We start from the raw sequence: 22348 nt of genomic DNA, 5'->3' as shown, positions 1-22348 counted from the left end.
AGGACGACGTGACAGACCTGGACGCCGCCGAGTACGAGGAGACGCCCCAGGATGCGGAGGAACCCGACGCCGCAGACGACGAGCTCGATGCGGACGAGGTCGCGGAACAGGACAGCGCGGCGATCTGGTCGCGGTTCGGCGACAGTGACCTGCCAGCGCTGCCGAAGCTGGCGGCGGTGAACCGCGCTGCCAAGGCGGGCGTGGAGGCCGGACTGCCTCCCGAGTTCGCCACCGCGTTGGCCCACGCCGCCGTCGATCCCAGTGAGCTGAGGTCACTGCTGCGGCGCCCTACGCGGGTCAACATCGCTGGAGGCGTCATCGAGGCGATCGACCTCGATCTCTATGTGCCCGGCCTGGTCCCCCTGCCCACCAACAACCGCACGATGGAAAAGAGGGTGTACCCGGCGGCTGGCGCCGATGGATACGCAGGACCACTGACCGGGCCCCGTTCCCCATCTGGCGAGACCGCCACGCTCTGGATCGAGGGCGAGGACGTCAGCCACGTGCAGGACGAGACAGAGCGGGCCCGCGAGTTCATCCTGGCGAACAACCCCCTGCGCGAGTCCATCGCCGCGCGCGGTATCGCCATGCCGGTGAACGTCGTCTTCTTCGAGCTGCGGCACCGCGACGGCGAACCGTCCATGCCCCTCCTGGGGACGGCGGACGGCTCCAGCCGCATCACCAACGCCCACTATGTCTTGGGACTCACCGACCCACAGACGCATTACCACTTCCCCACGAACCGCGATGACTACCGACGCTTCATCGGCTCTATTAGCGAGGCCGACCCCGACGCCTTGCGTCCCGCCGCCCGACGGCGACTAATCCGACAGCGCAACGCGCTGATCACGCCGGCCCGCGTGTTCCTCCGCTTCACTCCGACCAGGGGGGGTTACGACTACGCGCGCGCCGTCAACGCCTTCGTCGGCATGCTCCACGTCGATCCTCCTCGGCCGTGGAGCCAAACGGGCAAGCTCGAAGCCATGGCGGAAGCGGTCCTGGACGTACTCCGTAGTGCTGACGTACTCGACGATCCCGTCCACGACTACCTCGCGGGGCTTCTCACCCCGGAGCAAGCCGAGGATGAGGGACTCCCCGTCGAGCGAGACGAGCAGGCAGCCTTTGTGCTCTCCGCCCTGCTTCGCGAGCGCCATCGGGAACTCGTCGAACAAGGAATCCGCGACGTGACCGCCAAGAAGAGCGTCAGCCCCGGCCGGCGAACGGACGTGATCGCGGAGTTGGCTCTCCGGCCCACCCGGAGCATCGCCACCACCCTGGACGCCAAGGACGCCGAGCGCCAGCGGGCGGAGCGGATGCGCGCCGCATACCTACGCTGTGCCCGGCTGACGCGGTACGCGACCGTAGAGTGGAAGGTCACCAGTCGGTCACCCGAGAAACTCCTTAAGGCGGCTGTGGAGGAACTGCGCGCTGACCCCACCGGCTCCCATGCTGACCCCAGCCGGTGGGTCAATCGGCTGGAGCTGGCGGCCGTAGCCCAATACCACCTCACGGCCTGGGGCGGGCTGCGACGCGAAGCCATGGGCAACACCGGGGCCGATAAACGCGGCCCGCAGCAAATTCTGGAAGCGATGCTCGGCGATGAGCAGGGCTTGCGGTTGCTCGCCCAAGCGATCATCGATGGACGGGCTGGAGTACAACCACGACGCGTCACGGAAAGCGGGGACTTCCAGCGCGGCGTTCGCGACGAGTACGGAAGCTGGCACGAGGATCCTGCGGGCAAGCCCATGCCGATCGAGGACGAATGGCTGCGATACGAGGTCTACGCCACGGGCACGACCCTGCCACGGCCGGTGACGCCTCCCAACGAGACGCCTCGGATGAAGGCGGCGCGGCTGAAGAGCCAGATCGCCCAATACATCGAGCAGATCAACCTCGATGTCGATGAGCTCGCCAACGTGGAGGAAGCCCAGGGCGGACCGCTCCTCGATAAGGAAGGATGGGCGAAGCCGAACGAACTTCTGAACCACATCATGAACACCCACTCGCAGATCAGCTACTGGGCACGAGTAGCCGAGCGCCAGATGGCCCGCTCCACCGGATAGGGCAACAGCAGGGGGAGCCCTCCTTGGGGCTCCCCCGTATCGCTCCGGTTCATCGATAATCGGGGTGCGCCCTACCGAGGGACGCCCCGACGTGGCCCACACCTAACAAATCATGAGGCATGCCCTCAACAGCGCGTCGAGGACACGCACCGGTGATCGGTGGCTCATCGCCATGCGGGCGTCAAGCGCCGCCTCCCACTGCGCGGTCACGCCGAGCATGAGGCGCTTGCGCATGCCGGGGGTGACGTGGGCGTAGCGGGCGGAGACGGAGCCGTCGATGTGGCCCATGCGTTCGTCCATGAGGACCTTCTCGGTGCCGAGGTCCTCCATCACGGTCCGGTGGGTGTGGCGGAGGCCGTGGGGTGTGAGGCCCTTGGCGATCGGCAGCCAGCAGGAGTCGGCCCGTCCGCCGGCGCCGCGGCCGCGTGCCGGGATGCCGGGCCAGGGCTCGCCGAGCAGGGGGACGGGCCGTGCCTCCTGGGGTGCCTTCTTCGGGTACCAGCCCGAGGCGGCCGGGGTGAACAGCCAGGTGGCGAAGCCGTTGCGGCGCCAGTGGGCCGCGTTCTCCGTCGGCACACCGCCGCGTATGAAGCCGAGTTCGGTGATGGCCGTCTCCACGCGGGCGCGGGTGTCCTCGCGGACGCGCTCGGGGCGGTTGAGGACGTTGGAGACCGTTCCCGTGGAGACGCCGGCGCGGCGGGCGACGTCCGCCAGCTTGGCGCCCTGGTGTCCGCCGGTGCGCGCCGTGCCCTGGCCGCGGAAGACGTACCGCTTGCCGTGGCAGGGGCACGGGGACGGTTTGGTACGGGCGATGTGGTCGGCGATCAGGGCGGACAGGAAGTCGGGGGCGTCGATGGTGCGGTAGCTGTCGTCCTTGGGCGGGCAGCGGATCAGCGTCCCGGAGTCCAGCTCGTACAGCTGGTGCTCGACGCGGACGGCGCCGGGGCGGGTGAACTCGGTCTCCAGGCCGACGATCTCGCCCCACCGCATCCCGGTGTACGCCATGAGGACCACGGCGACGAACTCGTCGTCGCGGCCGGAGAGCAGCGCGGCTCTCTCAGCGATCAGCAGGGCGCCGAGAGGATCGGTGATGGTCTTCTCGGGGCCGCGGTCGCGGGAGCGGCCGGCGCGCTTGCCGCGCCCGCGTCGTCTGGCCGCCGGGTTGGAGGTGATCAGGCCCTCGCCGATCGCGTCCTCAAGGATCAGGTGGAGCGTGGAGCGCCAGGTCTTGACGCTGGAGGCCGCGTAGAGGGCCTTCTCCTTCTTCTCCCACAGGTCGACGTCCGAGCGGAGGATGCCGGCGAGCGCCTTGTCCTCGAACGCGGGGAGCAGGTGCTCCTCGATGTGGCGCTTGTAGTTCTGCATGGTCGAGGCGGCCAGGTCCTGGGCGGCGTACCAGCGGTTCGCGTACTCGCCGAAGGTCTCCTGGCCGAGCGCCGGGTCGCGCCAGTCGCCGCGCCGGTACCTGTTCTCGGCCTCGCTCGCGGCACGCTGGGCCTCGCCCTTGGTGGCGAACCTGACCGCCTTGCCGCGCTCGTCGACGACCGTGAGGTGCTTGCCGGGCGCGGTCTTGTACCGGCCGCGCCAGTAGTTTCCGCGCTTCTCCGCGAAACCCAACTTCCGGTGGCTCCTTCGCTTCTCTCTGCTGCGTGTCGGGATGCGTTTACGCGGTGGCGTCGTACTGGGCCCGGCGCGGTGGCCGGGCCCGCAGGCGGTTCACCGGAGTGGTGGGATGGCGGCGCGGCCGTAGGGATCCGTCCCGGGAGGCAGCCGGGGAGGACGGAGCGGCCACGTTCCCGGCCGGCTGGGCGGGCCGTGCCGGTGTCTCCTCGTGGAGGCGGATGATCTCGGCGAGGTGGCCGGCGGTGAAGCGGTAGGCGCGGCCGACGCGGGTGTGCGGGATGAGGTTCCGCCGGGCCCGGTCCTTGACCCACCAGGCAGAGCAGCCGAGTGCTTCGGCGATCTCCTCGGGTCGGTAGAGGCGCGGCAGAGGGGCGTCGCTCGGGTTGCGCGGGAAGCGTGCGGTCGCGGGCGTGGGCGAAGGTCGATGCAAGGGCGGCGGGTCCTGACTCGGTGGTGGGCGTGCTCGGTCAGCGGTACCGGACGGGCCTCGTCACGGGGCGGTCGGGCCCTGCAGCAGCACGAGGGGCGAGACGAGGAGGGCTTCGGTGATCGCGGCGAGGTCGTCGACGTCGCAGCGGCGCTGGGCGCGTTCGATGCGGGACAGCATCGTGTTGGACATCGGGCGGCCGAGGGCGGTCACCCGGCCGGCCAGCTGACGCTGCGCGAGGCCACGCTCGGTGCGGAGGATTTCGATGGTCCGGGCGGCCCGTATTCCTACGGGGCCGATTTCCAGTGATCGCGCTGCCATATCTCCATTACTAGCCTGCATTCGCCGGTTTGGTTAACCGGCGATCGTGGTCTATGTTGCGCCTCGCTCGGCACACACGCGGAGGGTTCTCCGCAGCCGGGAGGCCCGGGGCCGCGATACTGAACGGCACTCGGAAGAGGCTCTGACGTGGGGTGTTGTGTTGTAGCTTCCCCGGCGGGGCCCGTCAACGGCTTAGTGATGTGATCCTTCCGGCGCGGCGTCCGGGGGCAGCTTTTTGGTCAGCCGCCGATCGTGTCCTACCGTTTCCGCACCGCCCTTCACGGCCCTGCTTTACGGTGGATTTTCTGCCGTCAGAGATTCGGTTGTATCGGGCTGGACTTGCATGTCCTGGGTGTGGCTATGTTGACGACACCCCCGGAAAACGCGACCGGCCATCAGCGCACACCGCGCCAACGGCCGGCCACACCCCTGCCCCTTCACACCCGAACCGCCGCGATCGACGGTGAGCCGTGGACGCCCGCCCACCGCCCGCCGAGTGAGGACCGCTCCTCTTGGCACGCATCCGCACCATCAAGCCCGAAGCATTCGTCTCCGAGTCCCTGGCCGCCGTCACCCTGACCGCTGAGCGGACCTTCTTCGGCCTGCTCACCCAGGCCGACGACCAGGGCCGCCACCGCGACCACGCCGCGATCATCGCCGGACAGCTGTGGGTCCTACGCCCGGAGCACACGCCCGCCGAGGTCGAGAAGGACCTCGCCCAGCTCGCGGACGCCGGCCTGATCTGCCGCTACAAGGGCCCGGACGACAAGCGCTACCTGCACATCGTCACCTGGCACCAGCACCAGAAGATCAACCGGCCCAGCAAGAGCCGCCTCCCCGGCTGCCCGCAGCACGACGCTCCGCCCGGCACCGCGACGGGGACCACCACGCCTGCCGAACGGATCGGTGTCACGGAGCCCGCACCGCCGCATCACGGAACCCTCCGTGAAGACTCCCGCGAGCTGAGCGAGCCCGCGCCGAATCCTGGCCCTGCTGAAGGATCCGCAGGTGAGGACGGTTTCACGGACCCCTCCGTGAAGAAGCACGGAGACCTCCCGGCAGCGGCGGTGACACCTCACCGTCCGGATCTAGGACCTAGGATCATGGATCTAGGAACTACCCCGTCGGGGGGCGCGAGCGCCCCCGCACCCGATACCGTCTCGGCTCGGCACCTCATCGGCGAGTACGCCGCCGCCTGCGCCCACCGCCCGCCCAAGGACGTCCTGGGACATCTGGGCCGGGAGGTCGGCAAGCTGCTGGCCGAGGGCATCGATCCCGCACACATCCGGTCCGGGCTGGAACGCCACCGGGCCAAGGGCCTGCACCCGAGCACCCTGCCCAGCCTCGTGCACGAGGCGATGAACGCCGCCCGGCCCGCACCCGCCGCCCACCGCCCGTGGACTAACCCGGCCGACGTCGAGGCAGCCTACGGAGGCGAGCTGTGACCACCGCCCACACCCGCGCGCCGCAGCGCGTCGGCCCACTGGCCGACCGGCTCAACGCGATCCTCACCGCCCGCGGCATCGACCCAGATACTCCTCTGGACGAACCGGCCGACGAGCCGGTCACCGCACTGGAGCTGGCCGACGCCCGCGTACCCGCCCGCTACCGCCGCGCCCTGGCCGACCACCCGCAGATCACCACCTGGGCCGACACCATCGCCCGCACCGGCCGCCCCGGGCCGGGCGGCGCCCCGGGCATCTCCGAGGGCCCGTCCCTGTTGATCGCCGGACCCACCGGCACCGGCAAGACCCACCAGGCGTACGGCGCCATCCGCACCCTCCTGGCCGCCGGGGTCCGCCTGCGCTGGGAGGCCGTCACCGCCGCCGACCTCTACGCCCGCCTGCGCCCCCGCTCCGGCCACGACGGCGAACGCGACCTGCAGGCCCTGGCCCGCTGCCCGCTGCTGCTCCTGGACGACCTCGGCGCCGCCAAGGCCAGCGACTGGACCGAGGAGCTCACCTACAGGCTGATCAACCACCGGTACGAGCATCTGCGCCCCACCCTGATCACCACCAACCTCCCCACCACCGAGCTGCGCACCGCGCTCGGCGACCGCGTCGCCTCCCGCCTCGCCGAGATGACTGACCGCGTCATCCTCACCGGCTCCGACCGACGCCGGACACCCGCGCACGCCCCGGTGCCGACCGCTGTGGCCGCCCCTCCGCCGACCCCGGTCCCAGGACGCACCCGCTGAACAACCCCACACCCGAACGGAACGGCGGCGGACCGGCCCGCCGCTGAAGAAGACGACCAGGCTCTCGCGGTCCCCGTCGAACAGAGCCGGGGACCGGACCACCCGGGACCACGGTCCCCGCAGTCCCCGGTCCCCTCAGAGACCGGTAGCCGGGGACCGGAACGCGGACCGCACTGGGAACCGGGGACCGGGGACCGAACCATGTCGGGGACCGCAGCCCCCTCGGGGACTGTGGGACCGGGGACCGTCCCGAAGATCGGGGACCGCGCACACCCACCGGGACCACGGACCAGCATCACCGCAGGTCTGCCGCCCATGGCCCCTCTGCGCAACTCCGTTCCCCGGGACCACCGCCTGCCTGCCGACCACGGGACGGTCCCCGCAAACCGACAGCAGATCCCGTTCGGGGACCGTCCCCGCCCGCAGGTACAGGCGGCGGGGACCGAGCCGGGACCGGGACCATCCCGGGGACCGAAAACCGCGAACCGCCCCGGGGACCGAGGACCGCAGGACAAAGCCAGCGAAGACGGGACCCAGACGCGGTCCCACCAAGCCGCTGCACGGCTCCCAGTGAGTACGCCGGACAAGGACCGTCCGCGAGCAGGACGGCAACGGCATCACGGGACCGCCACGCCCTGAACCTCTGATCGCCTTCGTCCGGCGCCCACCGCCCACAATCACCACGGAGACACCGCACATGCACCACCCACATGCCAACCGCGCCCATCGATCGCAGCAGGAGGCGACCGCCCCAGCCACCGGCCGAGCAAGTTGGAGGTCCGGACACTCCCCCGCAGGGGGAGCGCCCGGACCCGGTCCCGCCCCGGGGGTGGCGGGGCCCGCCCGGCGCCAGGGGGCGCCGGACGGGAGGGCTGCGACCGAGGGCGGACCGCGGCCGGGCAAGGCCAGCCGCAAGGGCAGGGCAAGGAAGGGGAAGGCGCGTCCGCGTGACATGAAGCAGCGCCCCGCGCACAGCGTCCGCCTCAACGACCAGGAACTCGCCGTCATCCAGTCCGGCGCCGACCACGTCGGCATGAGCGTGGCCGGGTTCCTGGCCCACTCCGCGCTGGCCGCTGCCCGCGACCAGTCCCGCACCGCAGCGGCCATCGCCACCGAGCGGGACATCCTGACGGCCCTGTTCGGTGTGCGTCGTCAGCTCGGCTGGGCGGGCAGCAACGTCAACCAGATCGCCAAGGTACTCAACTCTGGTGCCGACGTACCGCACTTCGCTGCCGCTCTCGCCGACCTGCAGCGTGCCGCGCAGGCCGTCCAGCGGGCAGCCGACAGGGTCGCCGGCGGGTCGGAGGGCGAGGCGGCTTGATCCCCCGGGTCCACCAGCAGGGCAGCAACACTCTCGGGCTCCTGCACTACCTGTACGGCAAGGGCACCCACGAGGAGCACATCGACCCGCACCTGGTCGCTTCCTTCGACGGCATGGCCCCCGATCCCGGCCGCGACTCTTCGGTCACGAAGAGGGATCTCCAGCACCTCCTCGACCAGCCCCTGTCGCTGCTCGACGCTGGCCGGCGTCCCGACAAGCACGTCTGGCACTGCTCGGTGCGCGCCGCGCCCGACGACCCGATCCTGTCCGACGAGCAGTGGGGCGACATCGCCCGCCGTATGGTGGCGGCCACCGGTATTGACCCCGGCGACGGGGCCGGCTGTCGCTGGGCCGCCGTACGGCACGCCGACGACCACATCCACATCATCGCCACCCTCGTCCGCGAGGACGGCCGCCGCCCCGACCACCACCGCTCCGGACAACGCGCCCAGGCCGAGTGCCGCCTGATCGAAAAGGAACTCGGCCTGCACCAGGTCGCGCCCGGGGACGGCACGGCTGCTAAGCGGGCCACCAGCGCCGAACGCCACAAAGCCCAACGCCAGGGCCGCCGGCGCACCGCGCGGGAGGAGCTGCGGGAGACCGTACGGCGCGCGGTGGCCGGCGCCGGCAGGGCAGTGAGGGGGAGTTCTTCGACCGACTGGCCGCCGCCGGTCTGCTGATCCGCAAGCGCGTCGCGCCCTCCGGTGACATGCTCGGCTACAAGGTCGCGCTGCCCGATGACCGCAACGGTGAGAAGGAGCCGGTGTTCTACGCGGGCTCCACGCTCGCACCCGATCTGTCCCTGCCCCGCATCCGCGAACGCTGGACGCTTCCTGCGGAGGCCGCTTCGGTGGACGGCTCGCGGCCGGAGCAGCCGGCCCTGCCGGATGTGACAGGTCCCGCGCTCGCGCGGCGCCGGGCCACCGCCGCTACCTGGCAGGCGCTGCTGATCATCGATAACGGTGACGACGGTGCAGCAGCGGCGCAGATCGCTGCGGCGGGTGAGGTGCTGGACGCGCTGGCCAAGACCTCCGCCGCCCATACCCGCGCTGAGCTGCGCGAGGCGGCCTTCGTGTTCGAGCGAGCCAGCCGCTCCCACGTGAAGACTGTACGGGGGCACGACCGCGCCCTGCGCCATGCCGCCCGCGATCTCGTTCACAGCGGACCCGCTCTGGGCCGAGGCGAAGACGGCGCCACCACCGCCATGCTCATCGACATGGCCTTCTTCCTCGCCATCGCCGCGGCGAACTGGCACGCGAAGAAGCACCACAGCCAGCAGGCCGCCGCCGCCCGGCAAGCCGCCGAACACCTGCACGCCGCCTACGAAGCCGCCGCAGGTGAGCCCATGGCCGTCCTCTGCCAGCGAGGCCACCGTCTGTCCCTGCGTGCTCGGCAGCGGCAAGCCGACCTCCTGCACGAGGTGCTGCCGGACCTGGCCGCACGGGTCCAGGCCGAGCCCGGCTGGCCCGCCCTGGCCGCCACCCTCACCCACGCCCACCAGGCCGGACACAACCCACGAACCCTGCTGACCGAAGCCGCCACCCACCGGGAACTGCACACCGCCCACTCCCTCAGCGACACCCTCATCTGGCGCCTGCGCCACCTCGCCGACCTACCCGCACATGCTGAAACGCCCGGACATCCCCAGCCCCAAGGCATTCGTCGGCAATCCGCCAACGTCGCACCACCTCCGGCACCTCCGCACGCCCCCGTGCTCCGCCTGCCGCACCGCTGACACCAGGCAGCATGCAGAGGATTGGGACTGCTGAAGCCCCCGTATGCGCTCGCCTTTCTGACGAGCGCATACGGGGCCGGGTGAGGTGCTCTGGTCGTGGCTGCGTCGCCCCCTCACTCGGCCGGCCGGGACATCCGTGGCTCATCGGTCGTGAACCCGAGAGACGCGTACAACGGCTCGCCCTCCGAGCTGGCGGTCAGGCTGATGCGCTTGCAGCCGCGTACGGTCATCCAGTCCATGAGCGCTGTCACCACCGCCCGCGCGTAGCCGCGTCCGCGGAACGCCGGATCGGTGGCGACGGTGCTGATGTCGCCGTTGAACGGCTTGCTGCTGTCGGGGCCCGGGAGCCGGGGAAGAAGGAACCCCAGCGCACAGGCCGCCACACGGTCTGGAGCAGTGTCCACCACGAAAGCGGCGACCGTGTCCCGGTCACCGAGCATCGCGGCGAGCGCCTCTCGGCATTCCTCGACCCATGGGCCGTCCGGCAGGTCTCTCGGCCTGGTCCAGGGCTCCTTTGGGCAGGTCAGTGAAAGCCGGCGCATCCGCGCCAGTTCCCTGGCGTCGGCGGCCACCGCCCGTCGCACGAGCACGCTCACTACGGCTCCTCCCGTTGACACGTACGTTCTTGATTGCGGCGATGTTCTTGGGGTCCGTATCCTGCTGGGCAACGCGTTGAAGGAGACGAGTAGCCGCAGGATCACGCGAGCAGAGAGAGCCGCCGGGAGCTGGGAAGGCGGCCTCGCGCCCCGCGGTGAAGACCCTCCCGAGCGCGGGGAGGAACGACCTCGCCCGGAGGTCCAATGCCCCGCCGGCCGGCCCCCGTCACCGGGCCCGAACGAGGCCGCCATCGTCTGGCGGCGAAAGTGCGGTGGCACCGCGAGTTGCCCTTCTCGCCCGCACTCCCAAGGGATCATGACGACGTCCTTCGGAGGACCGCAATGATCCACAGCCGCGTACACGTCTCCGACCTGCGAGAACACGTCGGCCGTACCGTTTCCGTCTGCGGGTGGGTGAATACCCTCCGCCTGCAGCGCAGGATGCAGTTCGTCATCGTGCGGGACAACACCGGCATGGTGCAGGTGACCCACAAGCGCGACGGCGGGCCGCTGGAGGCCCGGCTCGAAGCCCTCACCCCCGAGTCCGCCGTCCGTGTCACCGGCCGTGTCGTCGACGCCGCCCAGGTCAAGCTCGGCGGCCTGGAGATCCTCCCGGAAGAGGTCGAGGTCCTGAACCCGGCCGCCGCACCGCTTCCGATCGACGAGCACACCGGCCTGGAGCAACGCCTGGACTGGCGCTTCCTGGACGTGCGCCGCCGGCCCGCCACCCAGCTGCTGTTCGCCGTGCAGACCACCCTGGAACAGGGGATGCGTGAGTACGCCTACGAGCAGGGCGCCACCGAGATGCACACCCCCAAGCTCATGGGCACCGCCTCGGAGTCCGGCGCGGAGGTCTTCAAACTCGGCTACTTCGGCCGCAGCGCCTATCTGGCGCAGTCGCCGCAGTTCTACAAGCAGATGGCCATCGCGGCCGGGATCGACAAGGTCTTCGAGATCGGGCCGGTCTTCCGCGCGGAGCCGTCGTTCACCTCCCGGCACGCGACCGAGTTCACCGGCGTCGACGTGGAGCTGGCCTGGATCGACGGCGTCGAGGATGTGATGGCGTTCGAAGAGCGGATGCTCGCTCACGCGATCGCCAAGGTAGCCGACGCGCACGGTGAGGCGATCGCCGAGCACCTCGGCGTCGAGGTCACCGTCCCCACGACGCCCTTCCCCCGCATCACCATGGCAGAGGCCCACGAGATCCTGCGCAAGGGCGGCTGGGACCCGGAGGGGGTCAAGGAGGACCTGGACCCGGAGGGCGAGCGGAGCATCTCGGCTCACATCAAGGAGGCCACCGGGCACGAGTTCGTGTTCATCACGCACTACCCGGTGGGCATCCGGCCCTTCTACCACATGCGACCCGCCGACGACCCGAGCGTGACCTTGAGCTTCGACCTGCTGTGGAGGGGGCTGGAGGTCACCACCGGAGCGCAGCGTGAGCACCGGTATGACGTGCTGCTGGAGCAGGCCGCTGAGAAGGGCATGAGCCCCGAGCCGTTGCGAGACTACCTGAACGCGTTCCGGTACGGGTGCCCGCCGCACGGCGGGCTCGGCATGGGCCTCGGTCGAGTGCTGATGGTCATGCTCGGCCTGGACTCGATCCGCGAGGCCACCTTCCTCTTCCGCGGACCGAACCGGCTCACGCCGTAACCGGCCGCGCACCGCGTCCCCCGGCACGGGGCACTCGCCTGTGCCGGGGGACGCGGTCTCAGTAGCGGACGTTGCGCAGGTCATGCGTCCACGCCTCGCCCGGGTTCTTGTCCCAGTAGGCCCGCAGTGCCAGCTCCCGCTCGGAGAAGCGGCCCCGGTGGCACAGGCCGCCGTGGGAGAGGGTGACGCTCATGGCGAGCTCCGACTCGGTGGTGACCCAGTGGGGTGTCAGCGCGTGGCTCCACAACTGGTCGCCGGGCCGCATGGTGACGGACTGGCGGTCGTCCGGATCGTGTGCGGGCGGGTCCTCGCCGGTGGTCTCGCCGAGGACCGCCGCGTCGGCCGTCAGGTGCTTGTCGGGGTCGAGGTAGCTGTGGAAGGTCTTGGTGCCGTGCACCTGCCAGACCAGGCCGTGCGAGTTGTCGTTGTGGTAAGTCGAGGACGCGCCCCCGGTGGACAGGAAGAGGATGGGCGCCAGACGCTGCCAGGTGAACCCCCGGGCGGACAGATGCGTGCGCCAGGGGATCATGACCTCCTCCTGGAAGCCGTCCAGGAGGTCGTCGTAGAAGCGGCTGAGGTTGAAGTGCACCAGCCGGAACGTCCAGGTGGCGATCTCCTCGATCGGCGCGGTGCGGAATGCGGCGGTGCGGTCCATGCGCACCTGCCAGTCGTCGTCCCCGAGGACCGTGAACCGGACCTCCTCGTCCCTGCGGATGTGGTCGAGGATGTCGACGGCGGGCAGGAAGGTGTGGTCGAAGGGCACCTCCAGCGGGAAGTTCGGAGGTTGCCGCCAGCGGCGGGGAAAGTCGTCGGGTGTCGTGATCGCCATAGAGCGGTCCATGGAGTCGGGGTGCGTCGGGTCGCCCTCACACCGCGGCACACGACGCGCTGCGGTCGTCGGGCGCGGCGGCGGGACGGCGGCAGATGGCGGCGCAGTCCGGGGTCACCCGGTCCTGCGCCGGAGCGGTCAGGAACTGTCCGATCGCGGCCCGGGGAGCGTGCGCGCTGACCGACGCCTGGCCGTAGGGACAGCGCCGGATGCGGCCGTCGGCGGAGACGTACGCGGTCGCCGAGCGGCACTGCCACCGCTCGCCCCCGCCTGCGGGGAGTTGCAGTCCCCGCAGTTCGCCGAGGTAGGCCCGGTAGCGGTCGGACAGATCGAAGTGGCGGCCCAGCAGCTCGGCGTCGAGCTGCTGCCGTGCCAGGTAGTCCTGGACCGATCCACCCTCACGGCGCAGAGTGCGCTCGTCGAGGACGACGGGACTGAACTGGACCTCCACCCCGGCCCAGGAGACGAGGCCGGCCAGCTCCCGGCACTCCTCGTCGTTCAGGTCCCAGCAGGTGACGTGCAGGATCTTCGTCCCGGTGCCGAGGGCGCGCAGCGTGTCGATCCCCGAGGTCGCGGTACGGGTGGTGCGTCCCAGCGCCATCGCGCCCTGCGAGTCGGCGGAGACGGTCACGTTGGCCAGCAGACGCGCCACCCGGGAGAGGGCGGCGACCTCGGCCGCGGTGCGGGCCGAGGTCACCATCGACACCGCCATGCCGAACTGGCGTGCCAGCCTTACCAGCTGCCGGAGCCGCGGGTGGTGGGTCGGCTCCCCACCGCTCAGGCACACCCCTTCCACGCCCGCCTCCCTCAGCCGCGACAGGGTGCGGGTGTAGGTCGCGGTGTCCAGGAAGCCGTGGGCGCGGTCGGCCCGGAAGCAGAACCCGCAGGCCACCTTGCAGTGCCCGGCCGTGGAGATCAGTGCCGTACGGACCTGGGTGCTCATTGCACCCCCGTGTCGTCCCACACGGCGATCTCCAAGGTGCTCGTGTAGAAGGCGCACATCTCGGGGTCCGGGGTGTCGCCTCCGACGAGGGCCTGCTCGTTGCGGGACGGGCCGCCGCAGACGGCGAGCGCCGGGCAGTCACCGCACTCGGGGACCGGTGCGACTTCCTTCGCCACGCCTGCCAGGAGGCCGGGGTCGGCCCGCAGCTCGTCGAGCGTGTGCAGGAACGACGGCTCGGTGAAGTTGATGTCGCACAGGCTGACCCGGTTGCCGGGCAGGAGGGCGGCGTTCAGACTGCGGTCGCCCTGCATGTGGTCGAACAGCATCGGCCGGCGGGTGTCGAGGGCCTGGAAGGCGCGGTCCAGGACGGAGAACAGCATCCCGCCCCGTCCCAGCGCGGCCAGGCGCGCCTCGTACAGTTCCTTGGCCAGATCGGCGCCTTTGACCTGCCAGCGGCCCGCCGTCGGGATGGGCGTGTTGACGTAGACGAACTTCAGCCCGAGGTCGTCGACGATCCACCGGACGGTCTCGGCGAGGCGTCCGATGTTCGCGGCCGTCGGAGTGAGGTTGCAGCCCACGTGAAGCCCCTCGGCCTCGACGAGCCGGGCGACGTTGCGGCGGATCCGGTCGTCCGCGGGCCGCCCGCCGAGCAGGAGGCGGTTCGCGGAGTTGATGCCCGGAGGGCCGTCGACGGAGATGCCGACCCCGTACTCGTACGCGACGAGGTGGTCGAGGACCTCGTCGGTCAGACGGGCGCCGTTGGTGACGACCGTGCGCCGCACCCTGGCCACGCCGTAGCGGTCGGCGAGGGTGTCGGCGAGCCGGTCGCCGTACCGCATCAGGTCGAAGCGGATGGTCGGCTCGCCGCCGAACCACTGGACGGACACCTCCTCCTGCCCGGCGTTCTGCTCGAACAGGAACTCCAGCCCGTCCGAGAGCTCGTCCTCCGTCATGTCCGGCTTGCCGGTGTTGGTGTCCACGAAGCAGTAGGTGCAGGCCATGTTGCAGCGGTCGGTGAGGACCACGCGCAGGCCGCTGATGCGGCGGGGGACGGCGTCCAGGCCGAGGTGTCGGAGACGGTCGTGGAGTGCTTCGCGCCGGTCGGCCGCGGGACCGCCGGGTGTGAAGCCGAGCCCGGCAAGGGCTTCGTGGGTCGCGGTCGGGGGGACCCCGGCGAGGTCGCGGACCTCGCCGGAGTCGATGAACACACTGTCCAGCCCGACCGGGTCGAGGAGAACCGCTTCCCCGGCCCGCTCGTACCGGAAGTACTTCCCCCACAGCATCCGAGGGACGGCCATGGTGGTCAGGCCGCCGTTTCCTCTTCGGCGATCCCGAGCTCGCCCATGACCGCGCGGACCCTCTCCTCGGCGGCGGCCTGGAGCTTCGCGGAGGTGACCGGGGAGCCGCCGTCGGCGAGGACGATCACGCCGGGCAGCGTCGGGTTCGGCGCGATGACCGTGATGCCGGCCGGTTCGGTGCCGATGACCATGATCGCGTTCTTCAGCTCGACCCAGTCGGTCTGCTCCTTGAGCGCCTCGATGATGCGGTTCTGCTTCTCCTGGAAGGATGCACGCTCACCCATCCACACGCCCGCCTTGGACTTGGAGTCCACGACGTCCGCGTAGATGAGGTGGTCCTTCTTCTCTCGTCTGGCCTGAGGCACGGCTGTTCCTCTCTCTGCGCCGGATGGTGCTGGAATATCCCCTTGCGCCCACCGGAGCCCGCCGGGCGCCGCCCCGCCCGGGGAGTGTGGGCGGGGCGGCACCTGGCGGTCCTGCGGCGTCCGGGGTCGATGACGCCGGCTTTCCTCGCCGGTCCCGCAGCGCCGCGGTGCGCGGTGCCGCGTGACGGGACCTGACTTCGCAGCGACGAGGTGACATCATGCTGTCTCACGAAGTCCTGTTCGAGGACTCTGACAGGTCATCAGCAGGACTCGCAGAGGACTTAGTCGGCGCTCGGTGGACGATTTTCCGCCGCCGCAGCGGCACTACCCGTCACTCTCTGGCAGGAGCTCGCCCCGGAGGAGATCTATGTCCCGTCCCGCAGGCAACACCAGGCTCAAGGCCGCTCGCCTGGCTGCCGGATACAACTCCCAGCAAGCCCTGGCCGACGCCATCACCGAGGCGGCGCGGAAGCTCGGCATCAGAGGGCTGGCTGTCGGCGTCCGGCAGGTCCGGCGCTGGGAGTCGGCCACACCGCCCTGGCCGCAGCCCGACGTGCACCGAGTCCTGACCCACCTCCTGGGGCAGAGCATGGAGGACCTCGGATTCGTCCCTCCCTGGGGAAGCTCGCGGTCCCGGCCCGGCACAGCGAGCGACAACACCCCCCGCGCGCCCCTGTCCGGAACACGTCTGGCCGCCGTGCCCGCTCGGACCGAAGCCGCGACACAACCGGCGACCATCGGCGGGGACTTCGCGGCCGTCACACGCTCACACCGGCACTTCTACTGGTCCGTGGCGCCTGCCGTACTGCACCCCGCGGTCCTGGAGCACACCCGTCTCGGCTGCGCCCTTCTCCCGGAGACGGCGAACCCGGCCCGCCGGGCCCTCGCCGCCTCCCTGGCGGAGTCCTACCTGCTGGCCGGCCGTATCGAGTTCTTCGACCTGCGGCAGCCGGAGCGGGCCTCGGAGACCCTCCTCCTGGCTCTGCAGGCGGCAGGCGAAGCGAACGATCCCCTGCTCGGAGCGGCCATCCTCGCGCACATGGCCTTCATCCCGGGCTGGGCGGACGACCGGGAGGCAGCGATGGAGCGCATGCTGGCCGCCCGTACGTACGCCCGCCGCGGAGAGGCGTCCGCCGAGCTCTGGGCATGGCTGGACGCCGTCGAGGCGGAGTGCGAGACCCGTTGCGGAGACCCCCACGCGGCTCTGCGGTTGATCCGTCGTGCCGAGGACATCCTTGCCGCGGGAGGCGAGCACGCCACTCCCGAGTGGCTGGACTGGTTCAGTCCTGTCCGCCTGTTCGCGTTCAAAGGTAACACTCAGTTGAAGGCCGGCCACATACCGCAGGCGCGCAAGACACTCCACGAGGTGCTCGACGCCCTGCCGCCCGAGTCGGACAAGCAGCGCACCGTCGTCCTCGGTGACCTCGCCGCGGTCGAGGCCGCCGACGGAAGGCCGCGGGAGGCGTGCGGATACGCCATCCAGGCCCTCGACCAGTTGGCGGTCACCTGGTACGCGACCGGCATGGACCGCGTCCGCGAGGTCCGCCGCACGCTCGCCCCCTGGCAGGACGAGCAGTGCGTGCGGGACCTCGACGACCGCCTCTACGACTGGGGTACGACGGTCAGCGCGCTTCAGCGTTGAACTTGGCGATCTTCTCCGGCAGCTCCGCGAGCGAGTCGATGCGCATCGTCGTGATCGCGTCCGCGTCCGGATCGCGCTGCTGGATCGTGCCCCAGGGGCCGCGCCGGATCAGGGCCGTCAGCAGGCCCGCCTGCACGGCCGGACGGATGTCGTTGTCGAGCCGGTCACCGACGTACAGGATCTCGCCCGGTGCGGCGGGCGTGGCCTCGATGACATGCTCGAAGAACTTCACGTCCGGCTTGGAGGCACCCCAGTCGTCACTGGTGGCGATCATGTCGGCCGGAAGGTCCAGCCCCCGCAGCAGGCCGCCGGCCCTGACGGTCTGGTTCCCCGCGATGCCCACCCACAGCCCGGCCTCGCGCAGAGCCGCCAGCGTGGGGCGGACGTCCGGGTACAGGTCGCCTTCACCGAACCACTCCGGCTGCCCGGCAGCCGCGCGCTTCTCCCGCTCCTCGGTCAGGTCGAAACCGGGCCGGAACTCCTGGAACGTCTCCCGGTAGTCCCTCCCCTGCGCGATGACCGCCCCGAACATCGCCGCGAAGGTGTGCCGCGGCACCCCCAGCCAGTCAGCCCACGTCCCGTACTCCCGGGTCTCGTCAACAAGGCACTCGCCGACATCGAACACCACCGCACGAATCATGCACCGCAGGGTAGACGGTCCGGCGCGGCGGCGAAGCAGCCCTTTCGGACTGTGACCGGGCCGGGCGTGATCCTTTCGGCAGGCATGGCGCTTGTGTACGGAGTCGCCATCGGTGTGGGGGCATCGCACAGCCGCCGGCGCTCCGCGGAGCCAAGGTCGGAGCGACCGCCGAGACACGGAAGGGCCGTGGCCGCTACGCCCGCCGATGTCGGCCCACGGGCCGGTAACCGGTGCCCGGCCACCGCAGCACCCGTTGGGGAGAGGGAGGCGCCGGACCGCGGTCGTGCGGGTGGCGAGGCTCCGCACGAGGCATGCCGGCGGTCGGCCCGGACCCGGTCTCGGGAGACCGCACGGGATCGGGCCCGGGCCCTCCGGCGGCGGAATGCCGCCCACCGCCCTGCTGTCGCATCACCAGGCTCCAGTGCAGCTGCTCCAGGTGGAACACGCACGCCCGGCACGCTCGGATATCGACGTCGATACCGCGCGCGCTGATCGTGCCGATCGGTGCGACCTCCGTACCGGTGCGGTCGCAGCGGAAGCACGTCCCGGCCGCCCACTCGAACCGCTCCCACAGCGCGAGCGGCTTCACGGCCGCTCCCCGGCCTCGACGGGACGCAGGTCGGCGATGCGTGGCGTCCACTCCCGGCCACCGCCCACCGGGCGCAGCCACGCCCGGGTGGGCGTCGCCGAGGCGGGGTAGGGCCAGTCCTGCACCTCGCCCCTCCGCCCGGTGCGGGTGTCCAGGACGAGCGCCCCAGTGGTCAGCCAGTCGGGCAGCGGAGCTGGATCGGACGCGTCGGCTCCCGCGCCGCGTCGGCCGGTGGTCGGCGTGGTGGGCACCCGGTGGTGCGTGTCGCTGTTCGTCATCGGACCTCCAGCGATCCTCGGCTGTAGGTGGTGGCCCGTCCCGCGCGTGGGAGAGGGACGGGCCACCTGGACCGCCCGGCGGCGAGGGGAGTCGTACGGCATCGCCCCGGACGGTGCTCTGAAGTGGCGCATCGCAGGTCCTCCGGATGCCGCCACCGACCCGAGACACTCGGCTGAGGGATGGCGTCACATCGCCTCCTCGCCCGGAGTCCCTTGGGCTGCGCGGTGAGGCTGCACAAGATCCGAGTCCCTGGCCGCCTCGCACGACGGCAAGTAAGCCCTGACGGGAGCCGTTTCGCAGTGGACAGGGTTAACGGACGCCCTCGTTAACCGTTAACTCCCCACACGAAACGGTCTTGCCATCATCATGCGGTGACCGGGCAACCACGGGCTGCGAGGGTGCGATGAAGGCCAGGACGAAGCTGCAGGAAGCCAGACACGCACGTGGGTGGACTCAGGCGGACCTGATCGACGCGCTCACGGCCGCGGCGGAGCGGCTCGGGGTGGAGTCGCCGACACGTGCCAGTCTGAAGACTCTGGTCTCGATGTACGAGAACGGACGGCGACCGGTCGGGCGTGATCACCGGCCGCTGTTCCGCGAGGCGTACCAGGCGACCGACGCCGAGCTCGGCCTCCCCTCCCACGTGGAGGAGACAGGGCCACGGGACCCATCGTCCGTGCCTTCGCCGCAGAGCAAGCTGCCCGCCCCGGTCAGCACGGAGATGCTCGGCTACCTGGCGTCCGTCCTTCGGCAGCATGCCCAAGCCGAACCGCTGGTGGGCCCTCGGTTCTTGGTCGCGCCGGTGCGGAGCCAGATGCCCCTGATCGAGCAGATGTGCCAGGAGTCCCACGGTCTGCTGCGCGCGGACGTGCTGCGGGTCGGCGCCCGGTACGCCGAGTTCCTCGGATGGCTGTACCAGGACACCGGCCGCACGGACGAGGCCGTGCGCTGGACCAGGACGGCGATGGACTACGCACAGGAACTGGGCGATCCGATGCTCATCGCGTACGTCCTCCAGCGGCGCGGCAACATCGCCACCGAGGCCGGCCACGCCGGGCACGGTGCAGGTCTCGCCACCGCCGCACTACGACATACCACCAGTCTCTCCCCCCGCGTGCACGCGGTCGTCCTACGGCAGCTCGCCAACAGCAAGGCACGTCTCGGAGAGCGGAGCGAGACCGCTCGCGCCATCGAGCACGCCATGGCGGCAACCGACGAGGGAGACGATTCCGACCCCCTGGCCGGATACTGCTCGCCGGCGTACATCGAGATGGAAGGAGCCGACTGCGCCCTACACCTCGACCGGCCGGACGAGGCCGTGCCGACCTTCCACAAGAGCCTGAGCCACTGGCCCGCCCTCCAGGAGCGGGATCGAGGACTGTGCCTCGCCCGTCTCGCCACAGCGAACGCCGCCCTGGAAGACGTGGAAGGCGCCTACGAGGCGGCACGGCAAGCCCTGGACATAGCGGAGCGGACGGGATCGGCACGCATCCGAGCCGAGCTGTCCCGCCTGCGGCAGCGCCTTGCACCATGGCGGAAGCTGGTGGAGATTTCAGAACTGAACGCGGCGCTGGACAGGATGAACGGCGCCGACCTCTAGCGAGCCGGAGGAGCCCCGTGAACCTGCTGCCGACAGCCACGAGCACCGACGTCCAGGAGCAGCGGCCCCGAGTCGCCGTGCTCCCGGTCGGCTCCTTCGAGCAGCACGGGCCCCACCTCCCCCTGATCACCGACACCGCCATCGCGGCCATCTACGGGCGGTGCATCGCGGATGCTTACCCGGTCCATCTGCTGCCGCCCATCACGATGGGGTGCAGCCACGAGCACGGCTCCTGGCCGGGCACGGTCAGCATCAGCGCCAGGACCCTCTACGCGGTGATCGACGACATCAGAGCCTCCTTGGACCGATCCGGCATCCAGAAGCTGGTCATCGTCAACGGCCACGGAGGCAACTACGTCCTGTCGAACATCGTCCAGGAGGCGAACGTCGACGGGCCGCGCATGAGCCTCTTCCCCCTGAGCGGCGACGTGGACCGCGCCCGCAGCGACGCAGGTCTCGTCTCGGACAAGCACGGCGACATGCACGCGGGGGAGTACGAGACCTCCATCCTGCTGCACGCCGCCCCCGAACTGGTGCGCCCCGGCTACGAGAAGGCCGACCACGACGGCGGCGAACGCCGCTTCCTGCTCACCCTGGGCATGACCGAGTACACCGCATCGGGCGTCATCGGCTACCCCTCCCACGCCACGGCCGAGAAGGGCGAAGCCCTCCTCGACAGCCTGACGAAGAGCTTCGCCGACCACCTCGCCGCCCTGGGCGAACACTGACCGAGCGGTGAGCCCACCACCTCACAGGCGCGAGGTACGGCTGCACGACACCACGCTCTACACGTCGACGTTCCGCTACGACGACCACCTGCCCGCCGATCCGCACATCTGGGGCCAGCTGACCAGCGCCAACCCCTGCTCCACCTCAGAAGAGTCGACGCCGCCGGGTGGTTCGACAACTACGCTCAGAGCTTCGACGCCGTCTGGGCCGGTGCCCGGCCCTGGACGCCCGACCAGGAGGGGAAGGCCGCCCATGGGCAGGACTGAGTACTACCACGACCCCGACGCCCCCAAGGCGAACACCCTCATCCCCGCCAGCAACCTGCTCGTCGCCGACGCGGACGGCGCCATCCTCCTCCAGCGCCGCCGCGACACCGGCCAGTGGGCCCCAGGGACTTTGCGTGTTCGCGGATTGAGCAGGATCGCCCGGTGATCAACCGTCATGTCCGGTAGATACGGGACCGGGAGACGGGTGCAGGCACAGGTCGGTGATCATGTGAGTGTCGAGTTCACGTGACCACAACCGAAGACCCATGCTCGCTGTCTCAGCCTCTCGCATGCCGTCGGGCCTGGAGCAACTAGCCCATGCCGAATCACCGCGGCCGCTGCCGGACGCCGCCCGCCTTGCCCGGTTCCTTGCCGGTCTGCCCGATCCACGCAGTCAACGCGGGCGACGTTTCCCGTTGGTGCCCGTCCTGGCCGCCGTGGCCACGGGCGTGCTGGCCGGCGCAAAGTCCTGGCCGCGGCGGTCGAGTGGATCGCGGACGCCCCGGTCTGGGCCCTCCGGGCGGCAGGGTTCGCCGTCGATCCGTTCACGAAGACGGTCGTGGTGCCGCATCCGACCACGGTGATGCGCCTGCTGGCTCGCCTCGACGGTGAAGCCCTCGACATGGCGGTGAGCGCATTCCTGCGGGCCATATCCGCCGACCGCGACCAGGAGAATGCGCGGTGGCGGGCGGTCGCCGTCGACGGGAAGCAACTGCGTGGCTCGAGGACGGGTGACGGAAGGGCGGTGTGGCTGCTCGCCGCGATGGACCACACCGGCACCGTGGTCGGGCAGCGGCAGATCGACGCGAGGAGTAACGAGACGGCCGCACAGTGCGCGGTACGCGAGTGCTTGGAGGAGACCGGCATCGTAGCCGAGATCACCGGCTTCCTCGGCGTCTACACCAACCCGTACCACATCGTCGCCTACACCGACGGCGAGATCCGCCAACAGTACGAGACCACCTACATCGGCTGCCCCGTCGGCGGTGAACCCACGATCAACGACGAGGCCAGCGATGTCCGCTTCGTCCCCCTGGCCGACATCGACCGGTACGACATCCACCCCAGCATGCGCAACAGATCGGCAACTACCTCGCCGACACCTACCCCCACCTCGGCTGAGCCGCCGCCCCGCCCCGAGACTCTCTTTGAGAATCTCAGCTGCCACTCGAAGGCCTCACGGATGGTGTTCCCGATCTGCTCGGTCGACAGAGGCCGAACGACGAGGAGTG

Annotated in this window: 18 protein-coding genes and 4 pseudogenes; 12 read left to right on the top strand and 10 right to left on the bottom strand. The window is 70.5% G+C overall.

Annotation, left to right across the window (positions count from 1 at the left end; all coding sequences use genetic code 11):
• Positions 1 to 8: 8 nt before the first annotated feature.
• Positions 9 to 2063, top strand: coding sequence for a hypothetical protein (locus tag BMY40_RS09310; RefSeq protein WP_093657440.1), 2055 nt, complete (start codon positions 9 to 11; stop codon positions 2061 to 2063).
• 102 nt (positions 2064 to 2165) lie between these two features.
• Here BMY40_RS09310 and BMY40_RS09305 read toward each other — a convergent pair whose 3' ends face one another.
• From BMY40_RS09305 to BMY40_RS09295, 3 genes are read right to left on the bottom strand one after another with little or no spacing between them, the layout of a single operon-like run.
• Positions 2166 to 3680, bottom strand: coding sequence for a tyrosine-type recombinase/integrase (locus tag BMY40_RS09305; RefSeq protein ID WP_093657438.1), 1515 nt, complete (start codon positions 3678 to 3680; stop codon positions 2166 to 2168).
• A gap of 46 nt (positions 3681 to 3726) precedes the next feature.
• A complete protein-coding gene (locus tag BMY40_RS09300; RefSeq protein ID WP_093657436.1) occupies positions 3727 to 4116 on the bottom strand; it encodes a helix-turn-helix domain-containing protein in 390 nt (129 codons plus the stop codon).
• Positions 4117 to 4176: 60 nt separating this feature from the next.
• Positions 4177 to 4434 (bottom strand): helix-turn-helix domain-containing protein, encoded by a 258-nt coding sequence (locus BMY40_RS09295; protein ID WP_093657434.1) that lies wholly within the window; start codon positions 4432 to 4434, stop codon positions 4177 to 4179.
• 512 nt (positions 4435 to 4946) lie between these two features.
• On the opposite strand from BMY40_RS09295, the gene BMY40_RS09290 reads away from it, so the two are divergent.
• The 4 genes and pseudogenes from BMY40_RS09290 to BMY40_RS09275 all read left to right on the top strand — a co-directional run bounded on the left by BMY40_RS09290 (position 4947) and on the right by BMY40_RS09275 (position 9687).
• The gene (locus tag BMY40_RS09290) at positions 4947 to 5879 is read left to right on the top strand and encodes a hypothetical protein (RefSeq protein ID WP_093657432.1); all 933 of its coding nucleotides are present in this window, start codon (positions 4947 to 4949) and stop codon (positions 5877 to 5879) included.
• Complete coding sequence (locus BMY40_RS09285) at positions 5876 to 6631, top strand: ATP-binding protein (RefSeq protein WP_093657430.1); 756 nt, start codon at positions 5876 to 5878, stop codon at positions 6629 to 6631. The genes BMY40_RS09290 and BMY40_RS09285 overlap by 4 nt, the downstream gene beginning before the upstream one ends.
• A gap of 952 nt (positions 6632 to 7583) precedes the next feature.
• On the top strand, positions 7584 to 7952 hold the full coding sequence (locus tag BMY40_RS09280; RefSeq protein ID WP_342745067.1) for a plasmid mobilization protein: 369 nt from the start codon (positions 7584 to 7586) through the stop codon (positions 7950 to 7952).
• Positions 7949 to 9687: pseudogene (locus BMY40_RS09275) on the top strand (relaxase/mobilization nuclease domain-containing protein). Before BMY40_RS09280 ends, BMY40_RS09275 begins: the two are co-directional and overlap by 4 nt.
• Positions 9688 to 9800: 113 nt before the next feature.
• On the opposite strand, the gene BMY40_RS09270 reads toward BMY40_RS09275, so the two are convergent.
• Positions 9801 to 10283 carry a GNAT family N-acetyltransferase gene (locus BMY40_RS09270; RefSeq protein ID WP_218158253.1) on the bottom strand — a complete coding sequence of 161 codons (483 nt, stop codon included), beginning with the start codon at positions 10281 to 10283 and terminating at the stop codon, positions 9801 to 9803.
• 342 nt (positions 10284 to 10625) lie between these two features.
• Here BMY40_RS09270 and aspS point away from each other — a divergent pair, with 342 nt between their 5' ends.
• Positions 10626 to 11936 (top strand): aspartate--tRNA(Asn) ligase, encoded by a 1311-nt coding sequence (gene aspS, locus BMY40_RS09265; RefSeq protein ID WP_093657426.1) that lies wholly within the window; start codon positions 10626 to 10628, stop codon positions 11934 to 11936.
• 58 nt (positions 11937 to 11994) lie between these two features.
• On the opposite strand, the gene BMY40_RS09260 is transcribed toward aspS, so the two are convergent.
• The 4 genes from BMY40_RS09260 to BMY40_RS09245 are packed head-to-tail and all read right to left on the bottom strand — an operon-like array spanning position 11995 to position 15371.
• Complete coding sequence (locus BMY40_RS09260) at positions 11995 to 12765, bottom strand: cupin domain-containing protein (RefSeq protein ID WP_093657423.1); 771 nt, start codon at positions 12763 to 12765, stop codon at positions 11995 to 11997.
• Positions 12766 to 12802: 37 nt separating this feature from the next.
• Positions 12803 to 13708 (bottom strand): radical SAM protein, encoded by a 906-nt coding sequence (locus BMY40_RS09255; RefSeq protein WP_093657421.1) that lies wholly within the window; start codon positions 13706 to 13708, stop codon positions 12803 to 12805.
• A complete protein-coding gene (locus BMY40_RS09250) occupies positions 13705 to 15006 on the bottom strand; it encodes a radical SAM protein (RefSeq protein WP_093657419.1) in 1302 nt (433 codons plus the stop codon). Before BMY40_RS09250 ends, BMY40_RS09255 begins: the two co-directional genes overlap by 4 nt.
• 5 nt (positions 15007 to 15011) lie before the next feature.
• Complete coding sequence (locus BMY40_RS09245) at positions 15012 to 15371, bottom strand: hypothetical protein (RefSeq protein ID WP_031510936.1); 360 nt, start codon at positions 15369 to 15371, stop codon at positions 15012 to 15014.
• A gap of 367 nt (positions 15372 to 15738) precedes the next feature.
• On the opposite strand from BMY40_RS09245, the gene BMY40_RS09240 reads away from it, so the two are divergent.
• Positions 15739 to 17013, top strand: a complete 1275-nt coding sequence (locus BMY40_RS09240; protein WP_093657417.1) for an NsdA family TPR-like regulatory protein — start codon at positions 15739 to 15741, stop codon at positions 17011 to 17013.
• Here the strand turns inward: BMY40_RS09240 and BMY40_RS09235 are convergent.
• Together BMY40_RS09235 and BMY40_RS28510 are read right to left on the bottom strand one after the other, a co-directional pair.
• Complete coding sequence (locus tag BMY40_RS09235) at positions 16994 to 17653, bottom strand: HAD family hydrolase (RefSeq protein WP_093657415.1); 660 nt, start codon at positions 17651 to 17653, stop codon at positions 16994 to 16996. The two genes, BMY40_RS09240 and BMY40_RS09235, sit on opposite strands and share 20 nt — an antisense overlap.
• Positions 17654 to 18238: 585 nt before the next feature.
• On the bottom strand, positions 18239 to 18520 hold the full coding sequence (locus tag BMY40_RS28510; protein ID WP_093657413.1) for a hypothetical protein: 282 nt from the start codon (positions 18518 to 18520) through the stop codon (positions 18239 to 18241).
• 677 nt (positions 18521 to 19197) lie between these two features.
• Here BMY40_RS28510 and BMY40_RS09225 point away from each other — a divergent pair.
• The 5 genes and pseudogenes from BMY40_RS09225 to BMY40_RS09205 all read left to right on the top strand — a co-directional run.
• The gene (locus tag BMY40_RS09225) at positions 19198 to 20121 is read left to right on the top strand and encodes an NsdA family TPR-like regulatory protein (RefSeq protein WP_143071750.1); all 924 of its coding nucleotides are present in this window, start codon (positions 19198 to 19200) and stop codon (positions 20119 to 20121) included.
• 17 nt (positions 20122 to 20138) lie between these two features.
• Complete coding sequence (locus BMY40_RS09220) at positions 20139 to 20849, top strand: creatininase family protein (protein ID WP_177213932.1); 711 nt, start codon at positions 20139 to 20141, stop codon at positions 20847 to 20849.
• A 31-nt stretch (positions 20850 to 20880) separates the two neighbouring features.
• Positions 20881 to 21116, top strand: a pseudogene (locus tag BMY40_RS28505) (XRE family transcriptional regulator); the annotation flags it as partial.
• Positions 21103 to 21243: pseudogene (locus BMY40_RS09210) on the top strand (NUDIX hydrolase); the annotation flags it as partial. The pseudogenes BMY40_RS28505 and BMY40_RS09210, both read left to right, overlap by 14 nt.
• A gap of 627 nt (positions 21244 to 21870) precedes the next feature.
• Positions 21871 to 22238: pseudogene (locus BMY40_RS09205) on the top strand (NUDIX hydrolase); the annotation flags it as partial.
• Positions 22239 to 22348: the final 110 nt, after the last annotated feature.

The sequence above is a fragment of the Streptomyces radiopugnans genome (assembly GCF_900110735.1).
Classification (GTDB): domain Bacteria; phylum Actinomycetota; class Actinomycetes; order Streptomycetales; family Streptomycetaceae; genus Streptomyces; species Streptomyces radiopugnans.
Note: the sequence above shows the minus strand (reverse complement) of the source record. Positions and strands in the feature narration are given on the sequence as shown.